Below are 22613 nucleotides of genomic sequence, written 5' to 3'. Positions count from 1 at the left end.
ATACGGAAGAGGTGATAGAGATGGAAGAACTCCTGCTTAAAGAAAGAATCGCCCAGCTGGCGCAAAGCTCCGGCAGCACCAACTTCGGCGATGTGCTGGTTGTGGGCGGAGGGATCAGCGGCATTCAAGCGTCGCTCGACCTGGCCACGGCCGGCTTTAAAGTATACCTGGTGGATAAAGCGCCGAGCATTGGGGGCCATATGGCCCAGCTGGACAAGACCTTTCCCACCAATGACTGCTCTATGTGAATACTCAACCCCAAACTGGTCGAGGTCGGCCGGCATCCCAATATTGAGGTTCTGACGTACACTGAAGTTGAGCAGGTCGAAGGGGAAGCGGGTGACTTTAAGGTCACTCTGGTAAAAAAGCCCAAGTATATTGATGAGAGCATCTGCACGGGCTGTACCACCTGTGTTGAGTACTGCCCGGTCAAATACCCGGACCCGTTTAACCAAGAAATATCGGATAATAAAGCCATTCATATTTACTTTGCCCAAGCGATTCCCCTGGTCACCTATATTGATGAAAGCTGTCTTTACCTGAAAGAAAAGAAATGCAAAATCTGTGAAGCCGTCTGCAAAAATAAGGCCATTGATTTCAATCAAAAGCCGGAGAAAATCGAAATTAATGTAGGCGCGGTGGTGCTCTCACCCGGACTCGAGCCTTATGATCCCAAGCTCAGGAATGATTACGGCTACGGCAAGTATGAAAATGTGGTCACCAGTATGGATTATGAACGCCTGTTGTGCGCCACCGGACCCTACCAAGGGGAGATTCTGCGGGCTACGGACAAGAAGCATCCGCATAAAGTCGCCTGGATTCAATGTGTCGGGTCCAGACAGGTTAATCCGGCGCTGGGCGGCAACAGCTATTGTTCCGGGGTGTGCTGCACTTACGCCCAGAAGCAGGTGATTCTGACCAAAGAACACGACGCCGAGGCCGAGTGCACGATCTTCCACAATGATATTCGTTCCTATAACAAGGATTTTGAGCGTTTCTATCAAAGAACGGAAAATCTGCCGGGAGTCCGCTTTATTCGGAGCTACGTATCCATCGGGCGGGAGATTCCGGAGAGCAAGAACGTCACTATCCGCTATACCACCCCGGAAGGCGTTAAAGAAGAAGAATTTGATATGGTGGTCCTGTCCGTCGGCTTAAATCCTCCCAAAGAGTACGAAAAGCTGGCGGGTCAGTTCGGGATTGAGCTGAATCCTTACGGATTCAGTAAGATAAGTCCCGGAAATCCGATGGAGTCTACCCGGCCCGGGGTTTTTGTCAGCGGAGCTTTCCGGGGTCCGACCGATATTCCGGAGTCCGTGTTCAGCGCCAGCGGCGCCGGTTCCCAAATCGGGGAGCTCCTGGATCACAGGCGCGGCAAGCTGACCAAAGACAGGATATACCCCCCGGAAAAGGATGTAGCGCAAGAGGAGCCGAGAATCGGAGTCTTTGTCTGCCACTGCGGGGCCAATATCGGAAGAGTCGTGGATATTCCTTCCACGGTGGAATATGCCTTAAGCTTACCCAATGTTGTCTACGCCCAGGAACAGCTCTTCTCCTGCGCCAGCAATTCAGCCAATGAAATCACGGAGATGACCAAGGAAAAAGGGCTCAACCGGGTGGTGGTCGCGGCTTGCTCCCCCAGAACCCTGGAGCCGTTATTCCGGGATACCCTAAGAGAGGCGGGAATTAACCAATATTTCCTGGAGATGGCCAATATCCGGGAGCATAACTCCTGGGTCCATACCAAGGAAAAAGAAGAATCTACTAAGAAAGCCAAGGATCTCATCCGCATGTCCGTCGCCCGCGCCCGCTATTTAGAGCCCCTGCAGGAATATGACCTGCCGGTGAATAAGACGGCTTTGGTGGTGGGAGGCGGTCTCGCCGGGATGACCACGGCCCTTTCCATAGCCAACCAGGGGCATGAAGTCTATCTTTTGGAAAAAGAAAAAGACCTGGGCGGAATGGCCAGGCGGATCGGGCACACCCTGGAAGGCTTAGATGTTCAGGAGTATCTCCGGGATCTGATCCGCAAAGTTTACCGGCACCCTTCCGTCCATGTCTACACCGATGCCATTATTACTGAAACCGGTGGCTACGTCGGGAACTTTTTGACCAAGGTAAGATATGACCGCAGGGACATCGAAATCAAACACGGTGTCACCGTACTTGCGACCGGCGCCGACCTGTACCGGCCGGCGGAATACCTCTATGGCGAGGATGAGCGGGTGATGACCCATCTGGAGCTGGATGAGCGCATCGCTCACAAAGACGAAACGCTCTTGAACTCCGAGAGTCTGGTCATGATCCAGTGCGTGGGCTGCCGCAATGAAGACCGGAACTATTGCAGTCGGGTCTGCTGCAGCGAATCGATCAAAAACGCGCTCTCGCTCAAAGAGCTAAACCCCGGGATGGATATTTACATTCTCTTTAGGGATATCAGAACGTACGGTTATTATGAGAATTATTACCGGGAGGCAGCCGGGAAGGAGGTTCGGTTTATCCGGTATGAGCCGGAAGATAAACCCCACGTGGAAGCGGTGGAAGAGGACGGACGGAAGGTCTTAAGAGTGACCGTCACTGATCCGGTTTTAGGCAAGAAGCTGGAAATCGATGCCGATCACCTCGCTTTGGCAGCCGCCGTCATCCCGTCAGCGGATAATGACCAAGTCATTCAGCAATTCAAAGTGAACGCCAATCCGGACGGTTTCTTCAAAGAAGCTCATGTCAAATTAAAACCGGTGGATTTTGTGGCGGACGGAGTCTATCTTTGCGGCATGGCCCATTATCCCAAGTTTATCTCGGAAACGGTGAGCCAGGCTTATGGAGCGGCCGGGCGGGCTTTAACCCTTCTCTCCCATGATACGGTCGTCGCCTCCGGTTCGGTGTGCGTTGTGAATGAACGCAAGTGCATGGGCTGCGGAGCCTGTATTTCGTCCTGCACCTATGGCGCCTTGGATTTTGTAGACACCAGGCAGGGGAAAAAGGCCGGAGTTAATCCCGTGCTCTGTAAAGGATGCGGGCTCTGCAACTCCAAGTGCCCGACCGGAGCCATTTCACTGAAGCATTATACCGATGAAGAGATCATCAGCCAAATCGATGCGGCGATGGAATTCTGAGTACTTGATTAAGCAAGGAGGTGGGATCGATGAGTGCAGCACTTAAATTTAAGCCGAATATCCTGGGCTTTGTCTGCCATTGGTGAGGCTACGGCGCAGCAGATATGGCTGGAGTTTCCAGACTACAATACGCGAACGAAATCAGATTGATTCGGGTCATGTGTTCCGGGAGAGTGGACCTGTCCTTTGTCCTCAGAGCTTTCGCGAACGGAATGGACGGAGTGTTTATCGGCGGGTGCAACCTCGGTGAATGCAACTATGATACGCATGGAAATTACCATGCGCTTAACATGGTGCTTCTGGCAAAGAAGATCATGAATCACATCGGCTTGAACCCGGACCGGCTAAGGGTGGAATACATGTCCTCCGGTGACGGAATCCTCTTTGCCGAAGTCATGACCGATTTTACCAAAAAAGTGAAGGCCTTGGGCCCGTTGGGAAAAGGTGAAGGACTTGACGAACAGGAGTTAAAATCAAGACTTGCCGCAGTGAGCAATCTGGTCCCATATATTAAGATAGCAAAAAAAGAGAAGCTGGCCACTCCCCTTAAGCATAAGTCGAAGGCTGAATATGAAGCTCTGTTCACCAGTGAAGAGATTGACGAGCTGCTGGGCAAGCCCGTGTCCTATTATATCGATCCCAGCAAGTGCCAGGCCTGTATGATTTGCGCCAGGAGATGCCCGGAAGAGGCGATTATCAGCGTCAAAAACCAAATCCACGTCATTGAGCAGGATAAATGCATCAAGTGCGGAACTTGTTTCGATGTGTGCCCATCCCGCTTTGGCGCGGTAACCAAAATTAGCGGCGAGCCAGTTCCTCCTCCGCTGCCGGAGGAAGAACGAACGATCAAAAGAACAAATTAAGCTTGAGCATCTGATTTTTCCAAAATAAAATTATTAGCGGCGGTATAAACATGGGCTAATTCCGGTGTTTATACCGCCGCTTTTGATAATTACCCAAGCGTTAAATTCCAGATCGGCACCGCAGCAAATACAAAGAGACATCTTAAACTTAAACTTCCTAGCATTACCGCTGCATCACAGGCACAGATCGCGGGAGCAGCTCCCACATGATGAAGCTTTGCTGCCGCCTGTTCCTGTTCGGCTAAAGTAGGCGGATTTGTCTGGATCTGCAGGCGCGGCCGTTGTTTCCGGGCGTTAACGGCATAGAGGAAAAACGGCCCAACCAAACCTAAAGCCACCAAGATTACCCAGAACGGTACGGCTAAGGAACCGCTTATAAGCTTGGCAGCCGACTCTTGAGCCGCCATGCCGCGCACCCCGGACGCGGCCCGTTGGATAAAAAGCCCTAGGACGATGATCTCCGCTAACACAAGCGCAAGGTGGGCCTGGCATAACCGTCCTTCTTTAAGCTCTCCCTTCTCCATAAAATGAGCCAGAAGGGAAGTGGCGGAAAGTCCTGTAGACAAAGCGGATAATACAAAGAGCACCGGCGTCAGGATAGTGTTCCAAAACGGCACTGCTTCCACCACCGCTAAGAGCATCCCAGTATAAGATCCTGTGGCTAAAGCCAGTATAGCTCCCAGCCAAGTAAGCGCTTGCGGAGACTTTTTATTCTTCCAGGCATAATAGGCCCGGATCAATCCGACCAAGATAAAAGCGGAAAGGATATAAATACCCCAAGTCATGACGGAACGGAGATTGAGAAACATCCCTAAAATGAGCCATGGTTTCCGTAACCCTTGCCCTAAATCAAACACCAGGAGCAAAGCGCCAAAAGCTACAACCGGGGACGCGATGTAATAGCCAACTTTTTTCAAGCTAGCCGCATCCCCTAAAACCCCTTTCTCAGCAGCGAAGGAAGTGAGATATGCTCCTGCCCCCAGCCCGCCAAGGAAAAGATAAATTCCAATCAGCCATCCCCAATGCAGTTCCATTTTATTATTCCTCCTCACCGGCAGAATGTTCAGCAGGGACAATAACAAACGAAGGCTGGGTAAGCTCTATCGGAGGCAGTCCCTTTATATCCGGCTCGCTGACACCTTGTTCTTTCCTGAGTTCGTTGATATCTCCAAAGCGCAGAGCCTTTTTGGGGCAAGCTTTAACACAAGCGGGAGGATTTCCTTCGTCCTGTAGTTCATAGCAGAAATTACACTTGTGAACTGCTCCAGATTCCTCTTTCACAAGTTGAGGCGCATGATAAGGACAGGCATATACGCAATACCCGCAGCCTACACATTTAGCCGGATCCTGAATCACAATTCCGTCTTTTGCCCGTTTGGTATAAGCACCGACAGGACAAACTTTAAGGCATGCCGGGTCGGCACAATGATTACATGCGATGGAGAGATACAAATCTCCTTCCGGAGTTTCCTTTGTAAGCAATTTGCGCCACTCGGCACCTTTCTCCCATTTGTATTTTGATTTGCAAGCATTGACACATCTCTTACAGCCAATGCATGTCGCTTGATTATGATAGAAACCTAGCTGTTTTGGTTGACTCGCCCCGGCATCTGCCGCTTGAACACTTGCGACTTTAAAATTCCCCAAGGGTACACCTACAGCCACTGCCGCTGCAGTTAAAGCACCAAGTTTCAAAACCGAGCGGCGTGTTAGTTTGACCTTAAACATTGGCAACTTTGGCAATTGATACAACCCCTTCCCAAAATGATATGTACTAGAGTAAACTTTCACTAGGTTGGGTTTGAAGCCGATTTTTTCCGATCATCACAGAGGAAGTGCATGTGAACACAATAGCAGAGTTCTTTGTTAAAAGAATAGCATATTTATTCAATAAATAAAAACTTCTATAAACCCGCAAATTCGGTTATTATTTAGTAGTTTTATGGGTATAATCTTGTTTTAATAAGTTTTTTTCGGTATTCCTTAATTTTCATTGTCATGTCATGTATGAATAACTTTGAATACAAAAGTCAACTAAGGTGTTATAATGGACTTAATCGGGCAAATTGATTCCAAAAAATTCTAAGCGGTGAAAGCTGTATGAAGAAAATAGAGAAAATAATTGTAGCAGTCATTTTGGTTTTAAGTTTGATGTCTATCGGTTTTACCATGCTGCAAAAGCCCAGTCATTCCAATGGAAAGATTTTAATCAAAGTAGACAACCAAAAAGTTAAGGAAATCCCGCTAAATCAGTCTCCTGAAAGCAAGATTTACGATTTTCAGTTCCATGGCAACACCGGATATGTGGAGTCAAAAAACGGCCAAGTCAGAATCCTGGAAATGAGCAAGGACCTTTGCCCCAATGGTATTTGCTCGGACACCGGCTGGATTGATAAACCCTACCAATCGATTGTCTGCCTTCCGAATAAGATTATCATTACGATTGAAGGAGATAAAGATGATGCAATTGATGTAATACCTTAAAGAAAGGGGTGGATTAGCTTTTTAGCCCCTTGACACCGTAGGGATGCCTATGGTAATTTTCCCCTAGACGGTAGCAACAGCTGAAGGGAATGGACTGCCTATGTTAGTGAAAAAGAAGACAAAGAACAAAGTGGCTTCTGTTTTAGTTATACTGATGCTGACCGGATCTTTAACCGCTTGCAGCCCGGATCAGAACCAGTCCCCAGATAAAAATCAGGCCACCGAAGTTGAAGGCTTTGTCATGGGAACGGTGATTTCTCAGAAAGTTTATGGTAAAAACGGGCAAAAAGCGGTTGATGAGACCATGGCCAGAATGCAATATCTTGATGGGCTTTTAACATTTAATGCGCCGGAAGGGGATATATATAAGCTGAACGAAAATGCCGGCCAGAAGAAGGTTGAATTGAATCCAATCACTTTAAATATTATTAAAAAAGCCCAGCAAGTGGCTGAGCTGAGCAACGGGGCCTTTGATGTCACTGTAGGACCCTTGGTGAAAAGCTGGGGGATTGGAACGGAGCAAGAACGTGTACCGGCACCCGAGGACATTAAAAAGCTTCTCCCTTTGATTAATTATAAAGACTTAACGGTGGATGATCACTCGGCCGGTTTAAACAAAGCCGGACAAATGGTGGATCTAGGAGGCATTGCCAAAGGATATGCCGGGGATGAAGCGATTCAAATCTATAAAAAGAACGGCATCACCTCCGGGTTTGTTAATATCGGCGGCAATGTGGTCACTTTGGGAAGTAAACCGGACGGCAGCCCCTGGACGGTTGGCATTCGCAATCCCCGGCCCCAGGAACGCATGAGCGGACAACAAATTGTCGGGACTGTCACCGTCACCGATAAAGCGGTGGTCACAGCCGGAGATGACCAGCGTTACTTCGAGCAAGACGGCAAACGTTATCACCACATCCTGGATCCTCATACAGGATATCCAGCCCAATCTGATTTATTAAGCGTCACCTTAATTACAGATTCTTCTTTTGATGCAGATGCGCTGGATACGGCAGTCTTTATTTTAGGACTGGAGAAAGGGAAGGAGCTTCTGCGCCGGTATGGCGGAGTTGAGGCCGTTTTTATCACCACGGATAAAAAGATTTACGTCACTGACGGCCTAAAAGGAAATTTCACGCTCCATGATGAGAGCCATGAGTTTCAGTATGTTGAATAGCTATGGTTGAATAGTATGGCGAATAGTATGGTTTGGTGAGGGTAAAGAACCATGAACAAAAATAAAAAGTACGCTTTAATTATTATTATGGTGACCAATGCGATTCTGATTTCTTTTTTAGAATCGTTTATTCCCATCCCGATCCCGGTCCCCGGAATTAAACTAGGGTTGGCTAATATCATTACTATGATTGCCATCGTCTTTCTTAGTTGGCAGGATGTGCTTCTCATTGTTATTATACGAAGTTTTGTGGTCGCGATTCTAACCCGAGGCGTCATGATGATTGCCTTTAGCCTGAGCGGCGGTATTTTAAGCGCGATTGTAATGTGGCTTTTATATCAAAAATTATCTAGGTTTGTCAGTATCAAAGGAGTGAGTATTGCGGGGGCAATCATCCATAATTCGGCCCAGCTCCTGGTAGCATCTGTCATGTTGGGGCAGGCTGTTGTTTTGTATTATCTTCCGGTTCTTCTGATTTCTGCGGTGGTCACCGGCCTGATTACGGGAAGTATCGGGGAGATAGCTATCAAAGAAGTGAGCAAAAAAGGAGTTTTTCTAGAAGAAACCATACAAGAAGAAACGGCACAAGAAGAAAGGTAGTGCTATGGCGAATAATTCATTACTTATCCATCCAAAGATAGATTCTGCAGCAAATGTAAACAACGAATCCAAAATATCGGACTCGAAAAGGGTCTTAAATGCAGCCGGATTCATGGATATGGACGGCTTGATTAAACTTGTTCTTTTTATAACATTGGCGCTCATGCCGTTCTATTTCGTAAAAGCACTGAGTTTTGCCCTCCTGACCGGTTATTTATTGATCATCACGTTGCTCTCAGGAATAAAAATGCGTACCCTCTTTATCAGTGCTTCTTCCTACTTTATCATCGTGCTCATCCCATACCTTTTAGGACTAATGATCAATATCTTCATTTCCTTCCTTTCAAACGGTTATGCGTATACTCAAGAATCTGCTCAGATTTTGTTAAGACTCTTGAGATTATTTATTATGTGGTTTTTGAGCATCCTCTATTTTCAGACTACGCCAATGAAAACGGTTCTTGGACTCTTGGATCGATTCTTGTTCCCGCTGAAATTAGCCGGCCTTCCTGTTCAGGATTATTTAAAAGTCGTCATGTGTGCCGTGCTCGAGCTTAAGAACACGGGAGCCGAGCTCAAGGAGAGTTTGGCCAAAAGTATGAGATCGGTTTTAGGGGGAGAAAAGGCCAAGTTTATGTTCAAGTTAAATATAAAAGCCTTATCCCAAGTGATTGTTTCTCTGATTGTAAACTCTTTTGGCAAATTAGACCGGGTCGAAAAACTGGTTGAGAATGTTAATCCTGCGGATTTATACGGCTATTTCTTTAGATTGACTAAAAGAGAAATCATTGCTCTTTCTGGTTTTACCATGTTTACAATTTTGGTCATTATGGTTGAAAAGGGGTATTGGTAGAAGAAAAATTGGATTTCTGACACTTATTTTACAAAATTCTTCCTTGACAACCGAGTATAACATTTGGTAAAGTCAAGTATAGGTAAATGAAAGTAGGAACAAGAACAACCACCGTGATTGCGTGATCCAAGATTCGACCCCAGGTACTTACAATCTGACGAAAGGAGGCACTTTTGAGCCGGACAACAGACGGGACCCTAGGATTGCACTTGATAAAACTTTCTCAAGGAGGGAACTAGTGATGTTAAAGTTGAAGTTAATCCCGGTAGCTATGGTTTTGACAGCCGCACTAATTTTAGGTGGATGCGGCGCAAGCACTCCGGCTGCAAGCACGGATCAAGGGAAAGCAGCCCCGCAGGCAAGTGAAGTCAAGGTATATCACGGGTTAGGGGAAACTCCGGTTTTCCGCGTTGGACCTGGTAAAGATGCAAAAGGCGGACAGATTTACAGCATCAGTTATGTGATGGCGAATGCACTTTTTGATAAAGACGGCAAGATTATTGACGTTAATTTCGATTCTTTAGAGATCTTGTCCCCGAATGATGAAGAGCATCAAGGGGTTCCGGTTTTCTCCGGATGGCCGACCCAGCCCGGTTATCTTGGCACAGTTTCCAACACCAATGAAAGCGCAGCAACTCAAGTGGCTGCTTGGCAGACCAAGCGTGAACGCGGGGATCAGGCTTATGGCATGAACTGGTCAGAGCAAATCGGCAACTATCAGAAATTCTTTAAAGACAAAACCGTCGCCGAAATTGAACAATGGTTTGCCAAGAATACTTCTGATATAAACGGCCGTCCTTTGAAAGCGGATGCCAAAGATCCGAAAGACATCGAGAAATATAATAAGCTGACCGACGCTGAGAAGAAGGCTCTTGCCGATGTAACTTCCGGATCGACCATCAGCCTGAAGGACGCTCACGGTGATTTCATCGGTGCTTTGAAAAAAGCTTATGAAAATAAAGTTGAAGTAACAGTTAAGTAAAGTGAAATACCGGTAAATAAATTTGTTCTAGGAACGAATTAATCAAAGATAAGTATCCAAGAGATTGTTTTTAGAATCTCTTGGATACTTTTTTGTTTTCGTTGCACTATGCGGAAATCTGCCTTCGCTGCTCTGATACTGATGAAAATTATGAGGATCGTGCCCCAGGAGCTGGCCGCCGGTAAATACGGTTTAATTTGATTCTGAAAGTGCTCCTGAATGACAGAGTGATACAGCTCTCTCATTGGTTTTTTATGTCCGAGTCCGCTTGACGAATGAATACCTAAGATATATACTTTTATTAAATTATTAAACACTGTTTAACTAACAAACACTGTTTAATAGAAAGGAGGTGTAGCAATTTGGGTAGAAAACGGCAACTGCAAAAGCAGGAAGAAATCAGGAATGAAATCTTGGAAGTGGCCCGCAGCATCATTGCCAAGGATGGTGTCCGAGGATTGTCCATCCGGAAAATAACTAATGCCATGGATTATTCGCCGGCTATTATCTATCACTATTTTAAGGATAAAGGAGAAATCATCGAGACCTTAGTCAACGAAGGTTATGGAAGAATTCTTGCGGCGGTCCGTTCCGTGAAACGCAATGAAGATGAACCGGACACTGAACTGAGAGAAGTATTCACAAATTATATCAAGCAAGCGTTAGCTATTCCGGAAGAGTATAAAGCGATGATGCTCAATGACGAGGGGGCGGTTTTGCAGAAGACGGCTTTGCTCGAACGGGGGATTTCCAGGCGGAGCCCAACTATGCAGATGCTGTGTGATAACATCCAACGGGGGATCGACAAAGGGTGTTATCCCCCGTGTGACCCGGAGCTCACCGCTCAGATTATCTGGACGGCCACCTTTGGACTCATCATCAAACTTATCATCGAAAAGGATATCTCCTCTGAGCAAGTAGAGCGCCTGGTCGACCGGCATTTTGAGATCTTGTTCAGTGGGATAAAGGTAAGATCATAAAGAAAGTGAGGCGGGGAAATGAAGACGTTGATCGCTTATGCGACCAAGCACGGGTGTACTGAAAAATGCGCCCAAATTCTTGCGGAAAAAGAAAGTGGCTAAGGTAAACAAAGATACGACAAATCTCCTGGAAGATAAGATTAATCAATTCGTGGTGGATCTAAATAATATATAAGCCTTTGGAGACGTTTCGAGGTTTTATAATTTCGAGGTTAAAGAATTTTAAGGTTTGGTTCGAGGTTAAGGAGAGATGTGCCGTGAAGTTTAGGAATACGATCACAATGCTTGTACTTGCTATCGCAATCTTATCATTTCTGGCTTCGGCGTATGGTCTATTCTCAGACCAAGGTTCGGGTCAAGCTGAATTCCAGTCGATCCACGGGCAGACGGTTTCAACATGGATGAATCTGGGCGTGATATTCCTGCACTAAGACGTATTATCAGTAGGAATAAAGCAGGGAGAGAGCTTAAGTGAGGCTCTCTCCCTTATTGTCTATAAGAGTATCTAAACAAGCTTCCGGATAAGCAGTCTCAGATCGGGTGTCAGTGGTGCACGGACCCTGATTTTACGTCCGTATGCAGGATGAAGAAAAGAATATTCCAAGGCGTGCAGAGCCTGGCGTTCGATCAAGCTTGTATACCCGCCGTAAAGGTCATCTCCTAGCAGGGGATGGCCAAGAGCTTGGCAATGGGCGCGGATTTGATGCGTGCGTCCGGTGTGGAGGATGAATTCGAGCAGAGTCACGTTCCGGAAGCGCCGAAGCACATTATATTCCGTGAGCGCGGGCAAGCCGTCAGGCCGCACTTTCCGTTTAATAAAGCTTCCCGCCTCCAGCCCGATGGGTTGATCTATAAAACCGGTGTTCGGGCCGACAACCCCGGAGACAAACCCCAGATAACGCTTATGGATGAGCCCGCTTTCTAATTGGCGGGCTAATTGCTGGTGGGCAAAAATATTTTTGGCAATAATGACCACTCCGGAGGTGTTCCGGTCGATCCGGTGCACCGGCCGGAAAGGCCTGGGCTGCCCTTGGCTCTCCCAGTAAGCCGAGACATCATTGCCCAGGGTTCCTTCCGGGTAGCGGGGAGTAGGGTGCACGACCTGCCCGGCTCGTTTGCTCACGCCTAGAATGTAATCATCTTCGTAGAGAATATTGAGACCGAGTACCGTTGCTACCGGGTTAACCATTGTAACTGACTCTAGGGTTTCCATTCCAGTAATATTTAGGATATAATGCTCCTGGGATAGACTGTCTTTAGCGGCTGTTCTTAATCCGCTTAGTTCGTGCGTAAGAGGGGTAGCTGCGATTGTGGCTTCTTCCGGGGAGAACAGCTCAACGGTTAAAGTTTCCCCCGCGTGCCCCCGGGCGGACAGGAAGGTAAAACGCCCATCGACCCAAACCTTTTCCCCGATTTTCAGCTTTTGCAGCAGCCTGCGGGAGAAACGGAACTTGTGGTACAATATCTCATAATATTTTTTGCCTTCATCCTCGGGTTGCAAGACGTATTGCCAACGCTCATTCGGGGACATTGAATTTCTCCTTTATTTGTACAAATGGAAGTGACAAACCAACGATGCTAACGAAAATTAAGGGGCATACATATTATTACCAGGGCGGGACCAATCTAGGGTTGGTCCGGTATAAAAACGGGACGGCTTTGCTGGTGGATGCCGGAATTGATTCTACAGCCGGGAGGGCAGTCGCGCAAGCTTTGGAGAGTGAAAACCTTAAGCCCAAGTATGTGCTGATTACGCATGCCCACCCGGATCACTTCGGGGCAGTGAAGTGGCTGAAGGAACAATATCCGGGTTTGGTGCGCTATGCGGAGGAGCATGAAGCCGTATTCATGAAGCATCCGCGCCTGGAAAGCGAGGCGCTCTACGGGTCAGCTCCCTTGCGCCAGCTGGAAGGAAGATTCCTTAAAGGCCCGGCCGTTGAGATCGATGTGATCCTGCAGGCAGGGGAAGTGGAAATAGGGGATAAGCGTTTTCAGATTGTATCCCTGCCGGGGCATACCTATCACCAGGTGGGAGTCGTGACCGGGGACTCCGTGCTTTTTGCGGGAGACAGCCTCTTCAGCGAAGAGATTATGGAGAAGTATGGTTTTCCGTTCCTCTTAGATGTGGAGAAGCAGCTTCAAACCTTGGATTTTCTGGCCGGGCTCGAGGTGGAGCAGGTCGTTCTTGCTCATGCGGCTCAGGTGTATTCCGGGGTTAAAGAGCTGTGTGCGCAGAACAAAGCGCGGATCGAGCAGTATCTGGAGCTGGTGCTGGGCTGGTGTGACCAGCCGCTGACCCGGGAGGATGTCACGGAAAAAATTTTATCGGAAAGCGCCATGGAAGTGGATGTACCCGGGTATTACATGACATACGCGACGGCCGGCGCCTTTCTATCCTATCTGGCCAACCGCCAGGAGCTGAGCCTAACTGTCATCGGGGGCAAGTGCTACTTCTACCGGGATTGAATAGGTACTCAGAATTCAGTAGTCAGTACTCAGTAGATTTTGGTTATTACTATACGGCTAAGAATTCCTTATTGTTTTAGATATTATTCTGACTCCTGACTCCTGTGTACTGAGTACTAACCCACAATGCCTTCAGAATGATTTAGAAAAGGAGCGTTATATTAATGAAAGAACCGAGAATTGAAAAACTGGCAGACAACTTAATCGGCTATGCCGTGAACCTCCAGCCGGGAGAAAAGATCCTGATTGAGCTGGTGGGTTTAGAGATCCCCCTGGCCCAGGCTTTGATCAAACGGGTCTATGAAGCGGGCGGGGTTCCGTTTCTATCCATCTCTAATCATACGCTCATGCGGGAAATATTAAAAGGGATGACCGTGGAACAGGCGGAGGGAATGGCCCGTTGGGACCGGGCCAGGATGAGCGAGATGCAAGCCTATATCGGTGTGCGCTCCGGAGATAATATTAACGAGTGGGCGGACGTCCCGGCGCATAAATTGAAAATCTATGCTTCCTACTATTCGAAACCGGTGCATTCCGAGCAAAGAGTTCCGCATACGCGCTGGTGCGTGCTGCGCTACCCCAACTATTCCATGGCCCAACTGGCGAACATGAGCCTTGAAAGATTTGAGGATTTCTATTTTGATGTGTGCAACCTGGATTACGGCAAGATGTCCGAAGCCATGAACCCCTTGAAAGCTCTCATGGAACGCACCGACCAGGTTCGGATTGTCGGTCCGGGTACGGATTTAAGTTTTTCGATTAAGGGGATGCCTGCCATCAAATGCGACGGGCACGTAAACATCCCGGACGGGGAAATATTTACCGCACCGATTAAGGATTCAGTCAACGGAAAAATTACCTATAATACTCCGGCAGTATACCAAGGGTTTACCTATGAAGGAATCAGCCTCGAATTTGAGAACGGGAAAATCGTCAGGACCGGCGCCAATGACACGGAACGGATCGAAAATGTATTTAACACGGATGAAGGGGCACGCTACATCGGGGAATTTGCCTTGGGGGTAAATCCTTATATCGTGACCCCGATGAAAGACACTTTGTTCGATGAGAAAATCGACGGGAGTTTTCACTTTACTCCCGGGTCTTGTTATGATGAGTGTGACAACGGCAATAAATCAGCTATTCACTGGGACTTGGTCTCCATTCAACGGCCGGAGTATGGAGGCGGGGAGATTTATTTCGACGGAGTCTTAATTCGAAAGGACGGGCGTTTTGTCCTGCCGGAATTAGAAGGACTGAATCCGGAAAATCTAAAGTAAAAAGAAAGATTGACTCATAACAAGCCTCATGAATACATAAGGCTGTCAAAGAGGTATTAGTAAAGATTCTTGAGGAAAGAAGCAGAGAAACGTGAGCAAGAGTAAACGGTTGCGATTTATTTATAACCCTCACGCCGGTCGCCGTAAAGCCGTAGCTGCCCTCGACCATATCATCCAGATCTTTCAGGAAGGCGGGTACGAGGTGAGTATCCACCGGGCCGGCTCTCCGGCAGATATTGAACACACTGCGGCCGGGTCTTCAGATGTGCAGGTTCTGGTGGTGGCCGGTGGGGACGGCAGTGCTCACCATGCGGTGAACGGCTTAATGAAAATCAAAGAGAGTGAACGGCCGGTTCTCGGGATATTGCCGGTCGGAACCTCCAATGATTTGGCCTTTGCCCTCCGCTTGCCCCGATCCATTGCGGCCGCTTGTTCGGTGATCAATCAGGGGCGAATCTTTGCGATGGACTTGGGTGTGGTCAATGACCGGTATTTTGTCAATGTCGCGGCCGCCGGGTTTTTAACCGACATTTCTCAAAAAGTGGATGTGCGGGTGAAGAATGTCTTAGGCCAGCTTGCCTATTATCTGAAAGGGCTTGAAAGCCTGCCTTCTTTCCGCCCGTTTCGCCTCCAGTATGACCTGGAGGGAAAGCATTATCAGGAGGAAGTGATGCTCTTTCTGGCAGTGAACGGGCTCTCGGTCGGAGGGTTAAGGCAATTAATGCCCCGGGCATCTCTATCGGACGGCAAGCTGGATATCCTATTGGTGCGTCAAAGCGGCTGGCCGGAAGTTGTGCGCATCCTGTTCAGTTTGCTGCGCGGGGAAAAAACAGCGAGCGGTAAAATTGAGCAGTTTCAGACTGAGGAAATCATGGTTTATACAGACCGCTCACTGACATCCGATCTTGATGGGGAGTGGGGTCCGGAAAATCCATGGCACATAAAAATCGGACCCAAAATTTCCGTTTTTCATTAACATCCTTTCAACTGGGAGGGTATGAATGCTAGGAACTCCTTTTCACCAAGAGGTCTTGACTAAAATTAAAGACCTGACCACTGTATACGTGGTGGGGGGAGCGGTGCGCGACTTGAAACGAGGGGTTCCGGCCCATGACCTCGATGTCGTGGTGGCCATGAACTTGAACGATCTAGCCCAATCTTTGCAGGAATGGGGCTATCAGCCGCATCTCATGGGAGCCCACCAACAAACGGTCACACTTTTTAGGGACCGGGAACGGTTGGATTTTACGGAAATGCGGGGGAGTCTTGAGCAGGATGCATTGCGCAGGGATTTTACCGTGAATGCCGTCTATTATGACCCGCTCCATTCCGAGTTCATCGATCCGGTTGGCGGGCTCCGGGATTTAGAGGGAAATGTCCTGCAAGGGTGCGGCCGCCCGGAAGAACGGTTTGCCGAAGATCCGGTGCGCATCTTGCGCATGGTCCGGTTGGCCGTAGGTTTAGGGCTTCAGGTAGAAACAGAAACTTGGACAGCGGGTCAAAAGCTAATCGCCCGTCTGAAGGAAAGTGCGGTTGAGCGCATTACCGAGGAGCTGGGTAAAATCTTGCTCTTGCCGGAAGCAGAACCCGCTGTGCGCATGCTGAATGACCTGGAATATTTTAAGTTGTATCTGCCGGAGCTTGCCAGGCTGCAAGGATTAGTCCAAAACCGCTACCATTCCAAGGACGCTTGGGAACACACGCTCCATGTCCTCCAGAATACTCCGGCTAAACTCCTGCTCAGGCTGGCTGCCCTTTTTCACGATACGGGGAAGTGGGAAACGGCCAGTCATGAGTGCGATGTCTGGGGCAAATTGGAGGTGCGGGGAAGCAGGTTTTTCCTGGGAGAATTTGAATTAAGCGGCCGCAATCTGAGCGGCTGGCAAGGGCGGTCTGTATCGGTGCGCGGCGCCCGCCTGGATCACTACCCGGAAGTGATTCAAGTCAAACAGATCCGGTCCGGAAGAAATCAACAGGCAGGTTTTGCCTGGGTGCCGGATGGAAAACGCCATTTTTTGAACCATGAACGGGAAAGTGCAAGACTGGTAAAAAAGCAGATCCTTCCCCGCTTCCGCTGGTCGATGTTCCTGGAATCCGAGCATGGGGAGCGCGAGCTGCTGTATATCATTGAACACCATATGGCGGGAACCCTAACCTTCATGAATGAACTGAGAGGGGAAAGAGGGAACACGCCCCTGGAAGAGAAGGGAAAGCGTTTTGCCTGGGAGCATGGCTGGGATGGCCGCAGTTATAATCCGGTTAGATTAAACAATCTATTAGAACTGTGGCAGGCAGATTTCTTCGGCGGCAAGAAGCGGGCAGAGGGGGATGAGGAGAAGTTCGCCTCCATCCAGCAAAGCATCAGGACGGCCGGAGCTGCCATCGAAAAACGCTGGCAAGAACTTCAGTGGGAACCCCTGCAGAAAATGGCGCAGGAGTTGGGCTTAAGCGGCCCGGATTACGGCCGTTTTAAGGATCTTCTCAGAAAAAAGGCGGTTTTAGAGGGCTTTAACCTGGAGGATGAGGCGGCATTGGCCAAAGCGTATCAGGACTTTGTCCGGACCCCTCCTGCCTGGCGAAAATAAACCCATAAATGTTATTGACATATAAATAATATCAATTTATAATAATTACAAATAACAGGAACACTTAAACACATGATTTCCTGTTTACATGATTAATGTAAGAAAAGAAAGGGGTACTTAATATGAAAAAGTGGCAGTGCAAAGTATGCGGGTATGTTTACGAGGGGGAGGAAGCACCGGAAAGCTGCCCGGTTTGCGGAGCAGGCAAGGATCAATTTGTGCTTTTGACCGACGGCAACGGCGTCACGGATAAAAACTTAAGCGGAAACTGGGACGGGGAGACTGAGGAAGCCGGACTTTATTTTGCTTTTGCCAAAAAAGCGGAAGAAGAAGGCTATCCCGAGGTGGCCCAGGCTTTCGCCAAAATAGCGATTGAGGAAGCTTGGCACGCAGCGGAAATTGCAGCCATTCAAGGAAAAGTGAAATCCACCAAAGAGAACCTCGCCTGGAGGGTGGAAGCAGAGTTAGGCGCCCAAAAAGGGAAGGCCCAAGCGGCTGAGCATGCGCGCAAAGACGGCAACCTCGCTGCCGCCGAGTTCTTCGAGCGAGCCTCCAAGGACGAAGGCCGCCATGCGGCCGCCTTCAAAGGGCTTTTAGACCGACTCTTTTAATCGCAGTTTCTAATTCATGAGTTAAAATATTTGCCGGTAAAAGTTAATGACTTTTATCGGTCTTTCTTTTATTGGCTAAGAAAAGGCCGCACAAATCCCTTGCGCGGCCCTGGAGGAGGTAATATATAAAAAGTGAGGAAGGAAAAAGAAAAGGGTGATTGCTTGCCTAAAGTATAACATGAATTGCCCGAGTGGTTGTGAAGAATCTGTTTTGGTGGTGTTAAGTTTTTGTGAATTTGCTTGTCTTAGGATAGAATAGGGAATAGCAGGTTCTTAAATATGGCTTATTTCTATAATGTGACTGATTTCTATCTCGAGGTAAAGGAGAATGCTTTGGAATGAATACATACCTGCAACATTTGATTCTGGGCAAGATGGAGCTGTTGAAGGCCTTGGGGATTTCGCTCCTGATCGTTGCCTTTTTTTGGCTGATCCGGTATATCGTATCTAAATATCTGTACCGGCTTGTCTTTCATCTTACATCCAAATCCAAGCTGGAGATAGATGATAATCTGGCGCTTGCCTTTAAGCGTCCCGTCCTGATGTTTATTATGTTCATGGGGATTTATCTGGCCCTTCAAAATCTAACCCCGGTATTATTTCCTGATCCGGTGGGTGCGGCTTCATACCAGCGTTTTCTGTCGCATTCTTTAAGAACGTTTATTGTAATCTTCTTTGCCTGGGGGCTTTACAATATGGAAGAAAGCTCCTCCCTTATCTTTGAAAAGCTCCAAAATACCCTCCAGCTTCGAATAGACCGGATCCTGATTCCGTTTTTGTCCAAAACGTTTCGTTTTCTTACAGTGGCCTTGGCCATTATCGTGATCTTGCAGGAGTGGGAGTATGATATTAACGGATTTATAGCCGGTCTGGGACTGGGGGGATTGGCCTTTGCCCTGGCCGCCAAGGATACCATTGCCAACATTTTCGGCGGGGTAGTAATCATCATGGATAAGCCTTTTTCGATCGGGGATTGGATAAAAAGCTCCGAAGTGGAAGGAGTGGTGGAAGATATTAATTTTCGAAGTACCCGCATCAGAACCTTTGACCAAGCTTTAATCACTTTGCCGAACTCAATTTTAGCCAATGCATCCATTGTTAATTGGTCGAAAATGGGGAAACGCAGAATTTCCTTTAATTTAGGCGTGATGTACTCTACCCCCAAGGAGAAGCTCGAAGCCTGTATCCACAGTATTCACAAGATGCTGGAAGAGCATCCGGAAGTTCATAAAGAAACAATTTTGGTAGCTTTTGACCGTTTTAATGACAGCAGCCTGGATATTCATCTATATTTTTTTACCAATACAACGGTCTGGGCTGACTACATGAAGGTAAAGGAGGACATTAACTTTAAGATCATGGATATCCTGGAGAAAAACGGAGTCAGTGCAGCCTTCCCCAGTCAAAGTGTCTATTTTGAAACCCCTCTGGAGCAAGTAATAAAATAGGCTGTACTCAGAATTCAGGAACGTGAATGTCCGGGGGACATTCACGCCATGAGGCCATTTCTATAAATTATAACTATGGCCGAATGGAACAGTATTCAGAATAGTGATGGATAACAAAACCAGGAGGATGTGTCACCGGTGGTTCAGAAGAACCAGTCTTTAGATATATCTGCGGATGTGTGGAAAAAGAATATTAAAAAATGGGCGGCGGATTTGGGCTTTGTGGCCGCGGGGTTCACTTCAGCCGCGCCGGTGGAGGGCTTAAAGGAGATGCTTGAGCGGCGGGCGGCGCGGGGAGAGGCTACATCCTTTGAAAGCGTGGAGTGGGAGCTGCGCGTCAATCCAAAAGCCGTGTGGCCGGAGTGCGAAACGGTAGTGGTTCTGGCATATCCCCTTCCCTTAAGCACACCCGCTCGTGCGGGAGAAGGGGTGTTAGCGCGTTCAGCGGTGGGGGAAGATTATCACCGGCTGGTGCAGGAAAAACTGGAAGCCTTAAGCGCCAAAATCCTGGAAGACGGATGGCCCTCCTTACCACCCAAGACCCAGGTGGATACCGGGCCGCTGGTGGAGCGCGCCTTTGCGCTAAGAGCCGGAGTGGGCTGGATCGGACGCAATCAGCAGTTGATTGTCCCCGGATACGGCTCTTTTGTTGCTTTAGCCCTTCTTTTGCTGGACCGGGAACTGGCTCCTGACTGTCCTGTGTCCGATCAATGCGGTGCGTGCACCTTATGCCGGACAGCCTGCCCGGCACAGGTCATCGGCCGGGAAACTTTCGCGGCCCGCCGCTGTTTCTCCTATCTTACCCAAAGCAAAGAGGTCTTAGACAGGGAGAGTGCTCAGAGGCTGGGCGGGCGGATTTTCGGCTGTGATACCTGCCAGGAGGTCTGCCCGCATAATCGGGAGCGCATCGAGCAGGAGCGGGAACGAGCACAGGAGCTGGAGCAAGAACGAAAACAGGAGCTGGAGCGAGATCGGGTACAGGAACAAATGCATGAAAAAGAGCATAAACGGCAAGGGGAACCGGTGCCGTTTATGCTCAACAATAATTACCGGGGTGTGGATTTATATGATACCTTAAACTTGACCAAAGGGGAGTTTAACCGCCGTTTTCGAGCCAGTGCGGCCGGTTGGCGCGGCAAAGGGATACTTCAGCGCAACGCTTACCTGGCTTTAAAGCAGGCCGGTGATCCCCGTTTGCAGGCATGGCTCAAGGAGCGGGCGGAAAATGGGGAAATCCCTGCGTTGATTTTGCCGTATATCGATTCGCATTCTGACTCCTGACTTCTGTCTTCTGTTTCCTAATCTTGTTAGATTCTCCGTTTGACAAAGCGGCCGATCCGCTCCAGGGCTGCGCTGATCTGGTCGGTGGAATAGGCGTAGGAGCAGCGGATGTGCCCTTCCCCGGAAGGGCCGAATACGGAGCCGGGAACCACGGCTACTTTTTCCTCTTCGAGAAGTTTTTCGCAAAACTCTTCTGAGGAAAGACCGGTGGCAGAGATATTGGGGAAGGCATAAAATGCCCCCAGGGGTTCGAAACAGGATAAGCCCATATCGCGGAAGCCCTGGACAATAAGGCGGCGGCGCTGGTCATAGGTTGCTACCATGTCCCGCTTGGCCGATCCGGCGGCAGTCAGGGCTTCGATGGCTGCATACTGGGCCGTAATCGAGGCGCATAAAATAGTATATTGATGAATTTTGGTCATGCCGTGGATTAAGTCAGCGTTCCCGGCGACATAGCCCAGGCGCCAGCCGGTCATGGCATAGGCCTTGGAAAACCCGCTCACGTGCAGGGTGCGCTCACGCATCCCGGGAAGGCTGGCAAAGGCGGTATGGGTTCCGGCATAAGTGAGGTCGGAATATATTTCATCCGCTAAGACGATCAGGTCTTTTTCCTTGACAAATTTGGCAATCGGGAGCAGGTCTTCTCTGGTCATGATAGCTCCGGTGGGATTGTTGGGGTAGGCTAAGACCAAGAGCTTGGACTTCGGGGAGTAACTGCGCTCCAGATCCTGCACCCGCAAGCGGAAATCCTCTTGTTCCCGTGTGGGCACGTACTTTACCACCCCTCCGGAGAGCGCAGTGCAGGGTGCATAGGAAATATACGAGGGATCGGGAATCAGCACCTCATCCCCGGGGTTTAAGAGCGCGCGCATGACCAAGTCAACCGCTTCGCTCGCTCCGACTGTAACCAAAATCTCGCCGTTTGGGTTATACTCAACCCCGTTCTGCTTTTTTAAATAGCGGGCGAGCTCCTGGCGCAGTTCTAAAAGACCGGCATTGCTTGTGTACATGGTCTGGCCCTGTTCCAGGGAAAAGATGCCGCTTTCCCGGACGGTCCAAGGGGTGACAAAGTCGGGTTCCCCCACTCCTAATGAGACCACGTCTTTCATCGTGGATACCAAGTCAAAGAACCTGCGAATTCCGGAGGGGGGCATGTCGCGTACGGTAGAGTTAAGGTACTTGTTCATGGGGAGACCACGAGACGTTGAGCCGTCTCTTCCTGATTCATCAGTTCCACCCCGTCTTGTTTATAGCGGCGGAGAACAAAATGAGTCGCCGTGCTTTGAATATGTTCGAGCGTCGCCAGCTTTTCAGCGACAAACATGGCCACTTCCTGCATGGTCTGTCCTTCGATCAGCAGGGCTAAATCATACGCTCCCGACATGAGAAAGACGGTCTTAATCTGGGGGTACTTTTGCAAGCGCTTGGCGATTTTGTCGAAGCCGAAACCTCTTTGCGGCAATACTTTTACTTCAATCAGGGCTGCGACTTTCTCGTCTCCGGCTTTTTCCCAATCGATGAGCGGGTGGTATTGGACGATGACTTTGTCTTCTTCCCATTGCCGGATGCGCTCGCGAATGTACTCCACCTCCAGCCCGCTTTGGACGGAGAGTTCTTCAGGCGTCAAACGGCAATCCTGGGAAATCAAGGACAGCAGTTTACGGTCTTGATCTGACAGCATCTCTTAATCTCCTTCCTAAATAAGATACAACATCATGATAACACAGGTAACTGTATTATAACAATAGAAAATTATTCAGAAGCAAATTAAGCTTATATTATAACAATAACTGTAATTGTTTGTCTAGTTATATAACAGAAAAAAAGACTGGTGGGCGCTCAGCCCACCAATTTCATTTTTAGATCCTAACTTGTCAGCCAAATTGA

Annotated in this window: 20 protein-coding genes; 15 read left to right on the top strand and 5 right to left on the bottom strand. The window is 48.7% G+C overall.

Annotation, left to right across the window (positions count from 1 at the left end):
* Positions 1 to 20: 20 nt before the first annotated feature.
* Together J0X21_RS07200 and J0X21_RS07195 are read left to right on the top strand one after the other, a co-directional pair.
* The gene (locus J0X21_RS07200; RefSeq protein ID WP_206811511.1) at positions 21 to 3116 is read left to right on the top strand and encodes a CoB--CoM heterodisulfide reductase iron-sulfur subunit A family protein; all 3096 of its coding nucleotides are present in this window, start codon (positions 21 to 23) and stop codon (positions 3114 to 3116) included.
* Between the two features lie 29 nt (positions 3117 to 3145).
* Positions 3146 to 3979, top strand: a complete 834-nt coding sequence (locus J0X21_RS07195; protein ID WP_206811510.1) for a hydrogenase iron-sulfur subunit — start codon at positions 3146 to 3148, stop codon at positions 3977 to 3979.
* 89 nt (positions 3980 to 4068) lie between these two features.
* On the opposite strand, the gene nrfD is transcribed toward J0X21_RS07195, so the two are convergent.
* Positions 4069 to 5013, bottom strand: coding sequence for an NrfD/PsrC family molybdoenzyme membrane anchor subunit (nrfD, locus tag J0X21_RS07190; RefSeq protein ID WP_206811509.1), 945 nt, complete (start codon positions 5011 to 5013; stop codon positions 4069 to 4071).
* 4 nt (positions 5014 to 5017) lie between these two features.
* Positions 5018 to 5722, bottom strand: a complete 705-nt coding sequence (locus J0X21_RS07185; RefSeq protein ID WP_328812469.1) for a 4Fe-4S dicluster domain-containing protein — start codon at positions 5720 to 5722, stop codon at positions 5018 to 5020.
* Positions 5723 to 6079: 357 nt separating this feature from the next.
* Between J0X21_RS07185 and J0X21_RS07180 the strand changes: the two genes are divergently transcribed.
* The 6 genes from J0X21_RS07180 to J0X21_RS07155 all read left to right on the top strand — a co-directional run bounded on the left by J0X21_RS07180 (position 6080) and on the right by J0X21_RS07155 (position 11055).
* A complete protein-coding gene (locus J0X21_RS07180) occupies positions 6080 to 6463 on the top strand; it encodes a NusG domain II-containing protein (RefSeq protein WP_206811508.1) in 384 nt (127 codons plus the stop codon).
* A 100-nt stretch (positions 6464 to 6563) separates the two neighbouring features.
* A complete protein-coding gene (locus tag J0X21_RS07175; protein ID WP_206811507.1) occupies positions 6564 to 7640 on the top strand; it encodes an FAD:protein FMN transferase in 1077 nt (358 codons plus the stop codon).
* Positions 7641 to 7691: 51 nt separating this feature from the next.
* The gene (locus J0X21_RS07170) at positions 7692 to 8240 is read left to right on the top strand and encodes a Gx transporter family protein (protein ID WP_206811506.1); all 549 of its coding nucleotides are present in this window, start codon (positions 7692 to 7694) and stop codon (positions 8238 to 8240) included.
* A 118-nt stretch (positions 8241 to 8358) separates the two neighbouring features.
* Positions 8359 to 9093, top strand: a complete 735-nt coding sequence (locus tag J0X21_RS07165) for an energy-coupling factor transporter transmembrane protein EcfT (protein WP_236006124.1) — start codon at positions 8359 to 8361, stop codon at positions 9091 to 9093.
* 241 nt (positions 9094 to 9334) lie between these two features.
* Positions 9335 to 10075, top strand: a complete 741-nt coding sequence (locus J0X21_RS07160) for an FMN-binding protein (protein ID WP_206811505.1) — start codon at positions 9335 to 9337, stop codon at positions 10073 to 10075.
* A gap of 362 nt (positions 10076 to 10437) precedes the next feature.
* Positions 10438 to 11055 carry a TetR/AcrR family transcriptional regulator gene (locus J0X21_RS07155; RefSeq protein ID WP_206811504.1) on the top strand — a complete coding sequence of 206 codons (618 nt, stop codon included), beginning with the start codon at positions 10438 to 10440 and terminating at the stop codon, positions 11053 to 11055.
* Between the two features lie 505 nt (positions 11056 to 11560).
* Here J0X21_RS07155 and J0X21_RS07150 read toward each other — a convergent pair.
* Positions 11561 to 12586, bottom strand: coding sequence for an RluA family pseudouridine synthase (locus tag J0X21_RS07150; RefSeq protein ID WP_236006123.1), 1026 nt, complete (start codon positions 12584 to 12586; stop codon positions 11561 to 11563).
* 44 nt (positions 12587 to 12630) lie between these two features.
* On the opposite strand from J0X21_RS07150, the gene J0X21_RS07145 reads away from it, so the two are divergent.
* The 7 genes from J0X21_RS07145 (at position 12631) to queG (ending at position 20726) form a co-directional block, all read left to right on the top strand.
* Complete coding sequence (locus J0X21_RS07145) at positions 12631 to 13521, top strand: MBL fold metallo-hydrolase (RefSeq protein ID WP_206811503.1); 891 nt, start codon at positions 12631 to 12633, stop codon at positions 13519 to 13521.
* 164 nt (positions 13522 to 13685) lie between these two features.
* Positions 13686 to 14801, top strand: coding sequence for an aminopeptidase (locus J0X21_RS07140; protein ID WP_206811502.1), 1116 nt, complete (start codon positions 13686 to 13688; stop codon positions 14799 to 14801).
* A gap of 91 nt (positions 14802 to 14892) precedes the next feature.
* Positions 14893 to 15777 (top strand): diacylglycerol/lipid kinase family protein, encoded by an 885-nt coding sequence (locus J0X21_RS07135; protein ID WP_206811501.1) that lies wholly within the window; start codon positions 14893 to 14895, stop codon positions 15775 to 15777.
* Between the two features lie 25 nt (positions 15778 to 15802).
* Entirely contained in the window at positions 15803 to 17386 is a 1584-nt protein-coding gene (locus J0X21_RS07130; RefSeq protein WP_206811500.1) for a tRNA nucleotidyltransferase/poly(A) polymerase family protein, read from the top strand.
* Positions 17387 to 17508: 122 nt separating this feature from the next.
* On the top strand, positions 17509 to 17997 hold the full coding sequence (locus tag J0X21_RS07125; RefSeq protein ID WP_206811499.1) for a rubredoxin-like domain-containing protein: 489 nt from the start codon (positions 17509 to 17511) through the stop codon (positions 17995 to 17997).
* A gap of 338 nt (positions 17998 to 18335) precedes the next feature.
* Positions 18336 to 19445, top strand: a complete 1110-nt coding sequence (locus tag J0X21_RS07120; protein WP_236006122.1) for a mechanosensitive ion channel family protein — start codon at positions 18336 to 18338, stop codon at positions 19443 to 19445.
* A gap of 129 nt (positions 19446 to 19574) precedes the next feature.
* The gene (queG, locus tag J0X21_RS07115) at positions 19575 to 20726 is read left to right on the top strand and encodes a tRNA epoxyqueuosine(34) reductase QueG (RefSeq protein ID WP_328812460.1); all 1152 of its coding nucleotides are present in this window, start codon (positions 19575 to 19577) and stop codon (positions 20724 to 20726) included.
* Positions 20727 to 20752: 26 nt separating this feature from the next.
* Here the strand turns inward: queG and J0X21_RS07110 are convergent, their stop codons facing one another.
* Both J0X21_RS07110 and J0X21_RS07105 read right to left on the bottom strand, forming a co-directional pair.
* On the bottom strand, positions 20753 to 21913 hold the full coding sequence (locus J0X21_RS07110) for an aminotransferase class I/II-fold pyridoxal phosphate-dependent enzyme (protein ID WP_206811498.1): 1161 nt from the start codon (positions 21911 to 21913) through the stop codon (positions 20753 to 20755).
* Positions 21910 to 22407 (bottom strand): Lrp/AsnC family transcriptional regulator, encoded by a 498-nt coding sequence (locus J0X21_RS07105; protein WP_206811497.1) that lies wholly within the window; start codon positions 22405 to 22407, stop codon positions 21910 to 21912. Before J0X21_RS07105 ends, J0X21_RS07110 begins: the two co-directional genes overlap by 4 nt.
* Between the last annotated feature and the right edge of the window lie 206 nt (positions 22408 to 22613).

This window comes from Paradesulfitobacterium ferrireducens, assembly GCF_017310645.1.
Classification (GTDB): Bacteria; Bacillota; Desulfitobacteriia; order Desulfitobacteriales; family Desulfitobacteriaceae; genus Paradesulfitobacterium; species Paradesulfitobacterium ferrireducens.
The sequence above is the reverse complement of the archived record's forward strand: the minus strand, read 5'-3'. Positions and strand labels throughout refer to the sequence as shown.

Coding starts and splice junctions, on each gene's coding strand:
- J0X21_RS07180 (WP_206811508.1), top strand. CDS start 6,080: ATGAAGAAAATAGAGAAAATAATTGTAGCAGTCATTTTGGTTTTAAGT.
- J0X21_RS07170 (WP_206811506.1), top strand. CDS start 7,692: ATGAACAAAAATAAAAAGTACGCTTTAATTATTATTATGGTGACCAAT.
- J0X21_RS07150 (WP_236006123.1), bottom strand. CDS start 12,586: ATGTCCCCGAATGAGCGTTGGCAATACGTCTTGCAACCCGAGGATGAA.
- J0X21_RS07160 (WP_206811505.1), top strand. CDS start 9,335: ATGTTAAAGTTGAAGTTAATCCCGGTAGCTATGGTTTTGACAGCCGCA.
- J0X21_RS07165 (WP_236006124.1), top strand. CDS start 8,359: ATGGACGGCTTGATTAAACTTGTTCTTTTTATAACATTGGCGCTCATG.
- J0X21_RS07120 (WP_236006122.1), top strand. CDS start 18,336: ATGAATACATACCTGCAACATTTGATTCTGGGCAAGATGGAGCTGTTG.
- J0X21_RS07145 (WP_206811503.1), top strand. CDS start 12,631: ATGCTAACGAAAATTAAGGGGCATACATATTATTACCAGGGCGGGACC.
- J0X21_RS07175 (WP_206811507.1), top strand. CDS start 6,564: ATGTTAGTGAAAAAGAAGACAAAGAACAAAGTGGCTTCTGTTTTAGTT.
- J0X21_RS07105 (WP_206811497.1), bottom strand. CDS start 22,407: ATGCTGTCAGATCAAGACCGTAAACTGCTGTCCTTGATTTCCCAGGAT.
- nrfD (WP_206811509.1), bottom strand. CDS start 5,013: ATGGAACTGCATTGGGGATGGCTGATTGGAATTTATCTTTTCCTTGGC.
- J0X21_RS07125 (WP_206811499.1), top strand. CDS start 17,509: ATGAAAAAGTGGCAGTGCAAAGTATGCGGGTATGTTTACGAGGGGGAG.
- J0X21_RS07110 (WP_206811498.1), bottom strand. CDS start 21,913: ATGAACAAGTACCTTAACTCTACCGTACGCGACATGCCCCCCTCCGGA.
- J0X21_RS07130 (WP_206811500.1), top strand. CDS start 15,803: ATGCTAGGAACTCCTTTTCACCAAGAGGTCTTGACTAAAATTAAAGAC.
- J0X21_RS07140 (WP_206811502.1), top strand. CDS start 13,686: ATGAAAGAACCGAGAATTGAAAAACTGGCAGACAACTTAATCGGCTAT.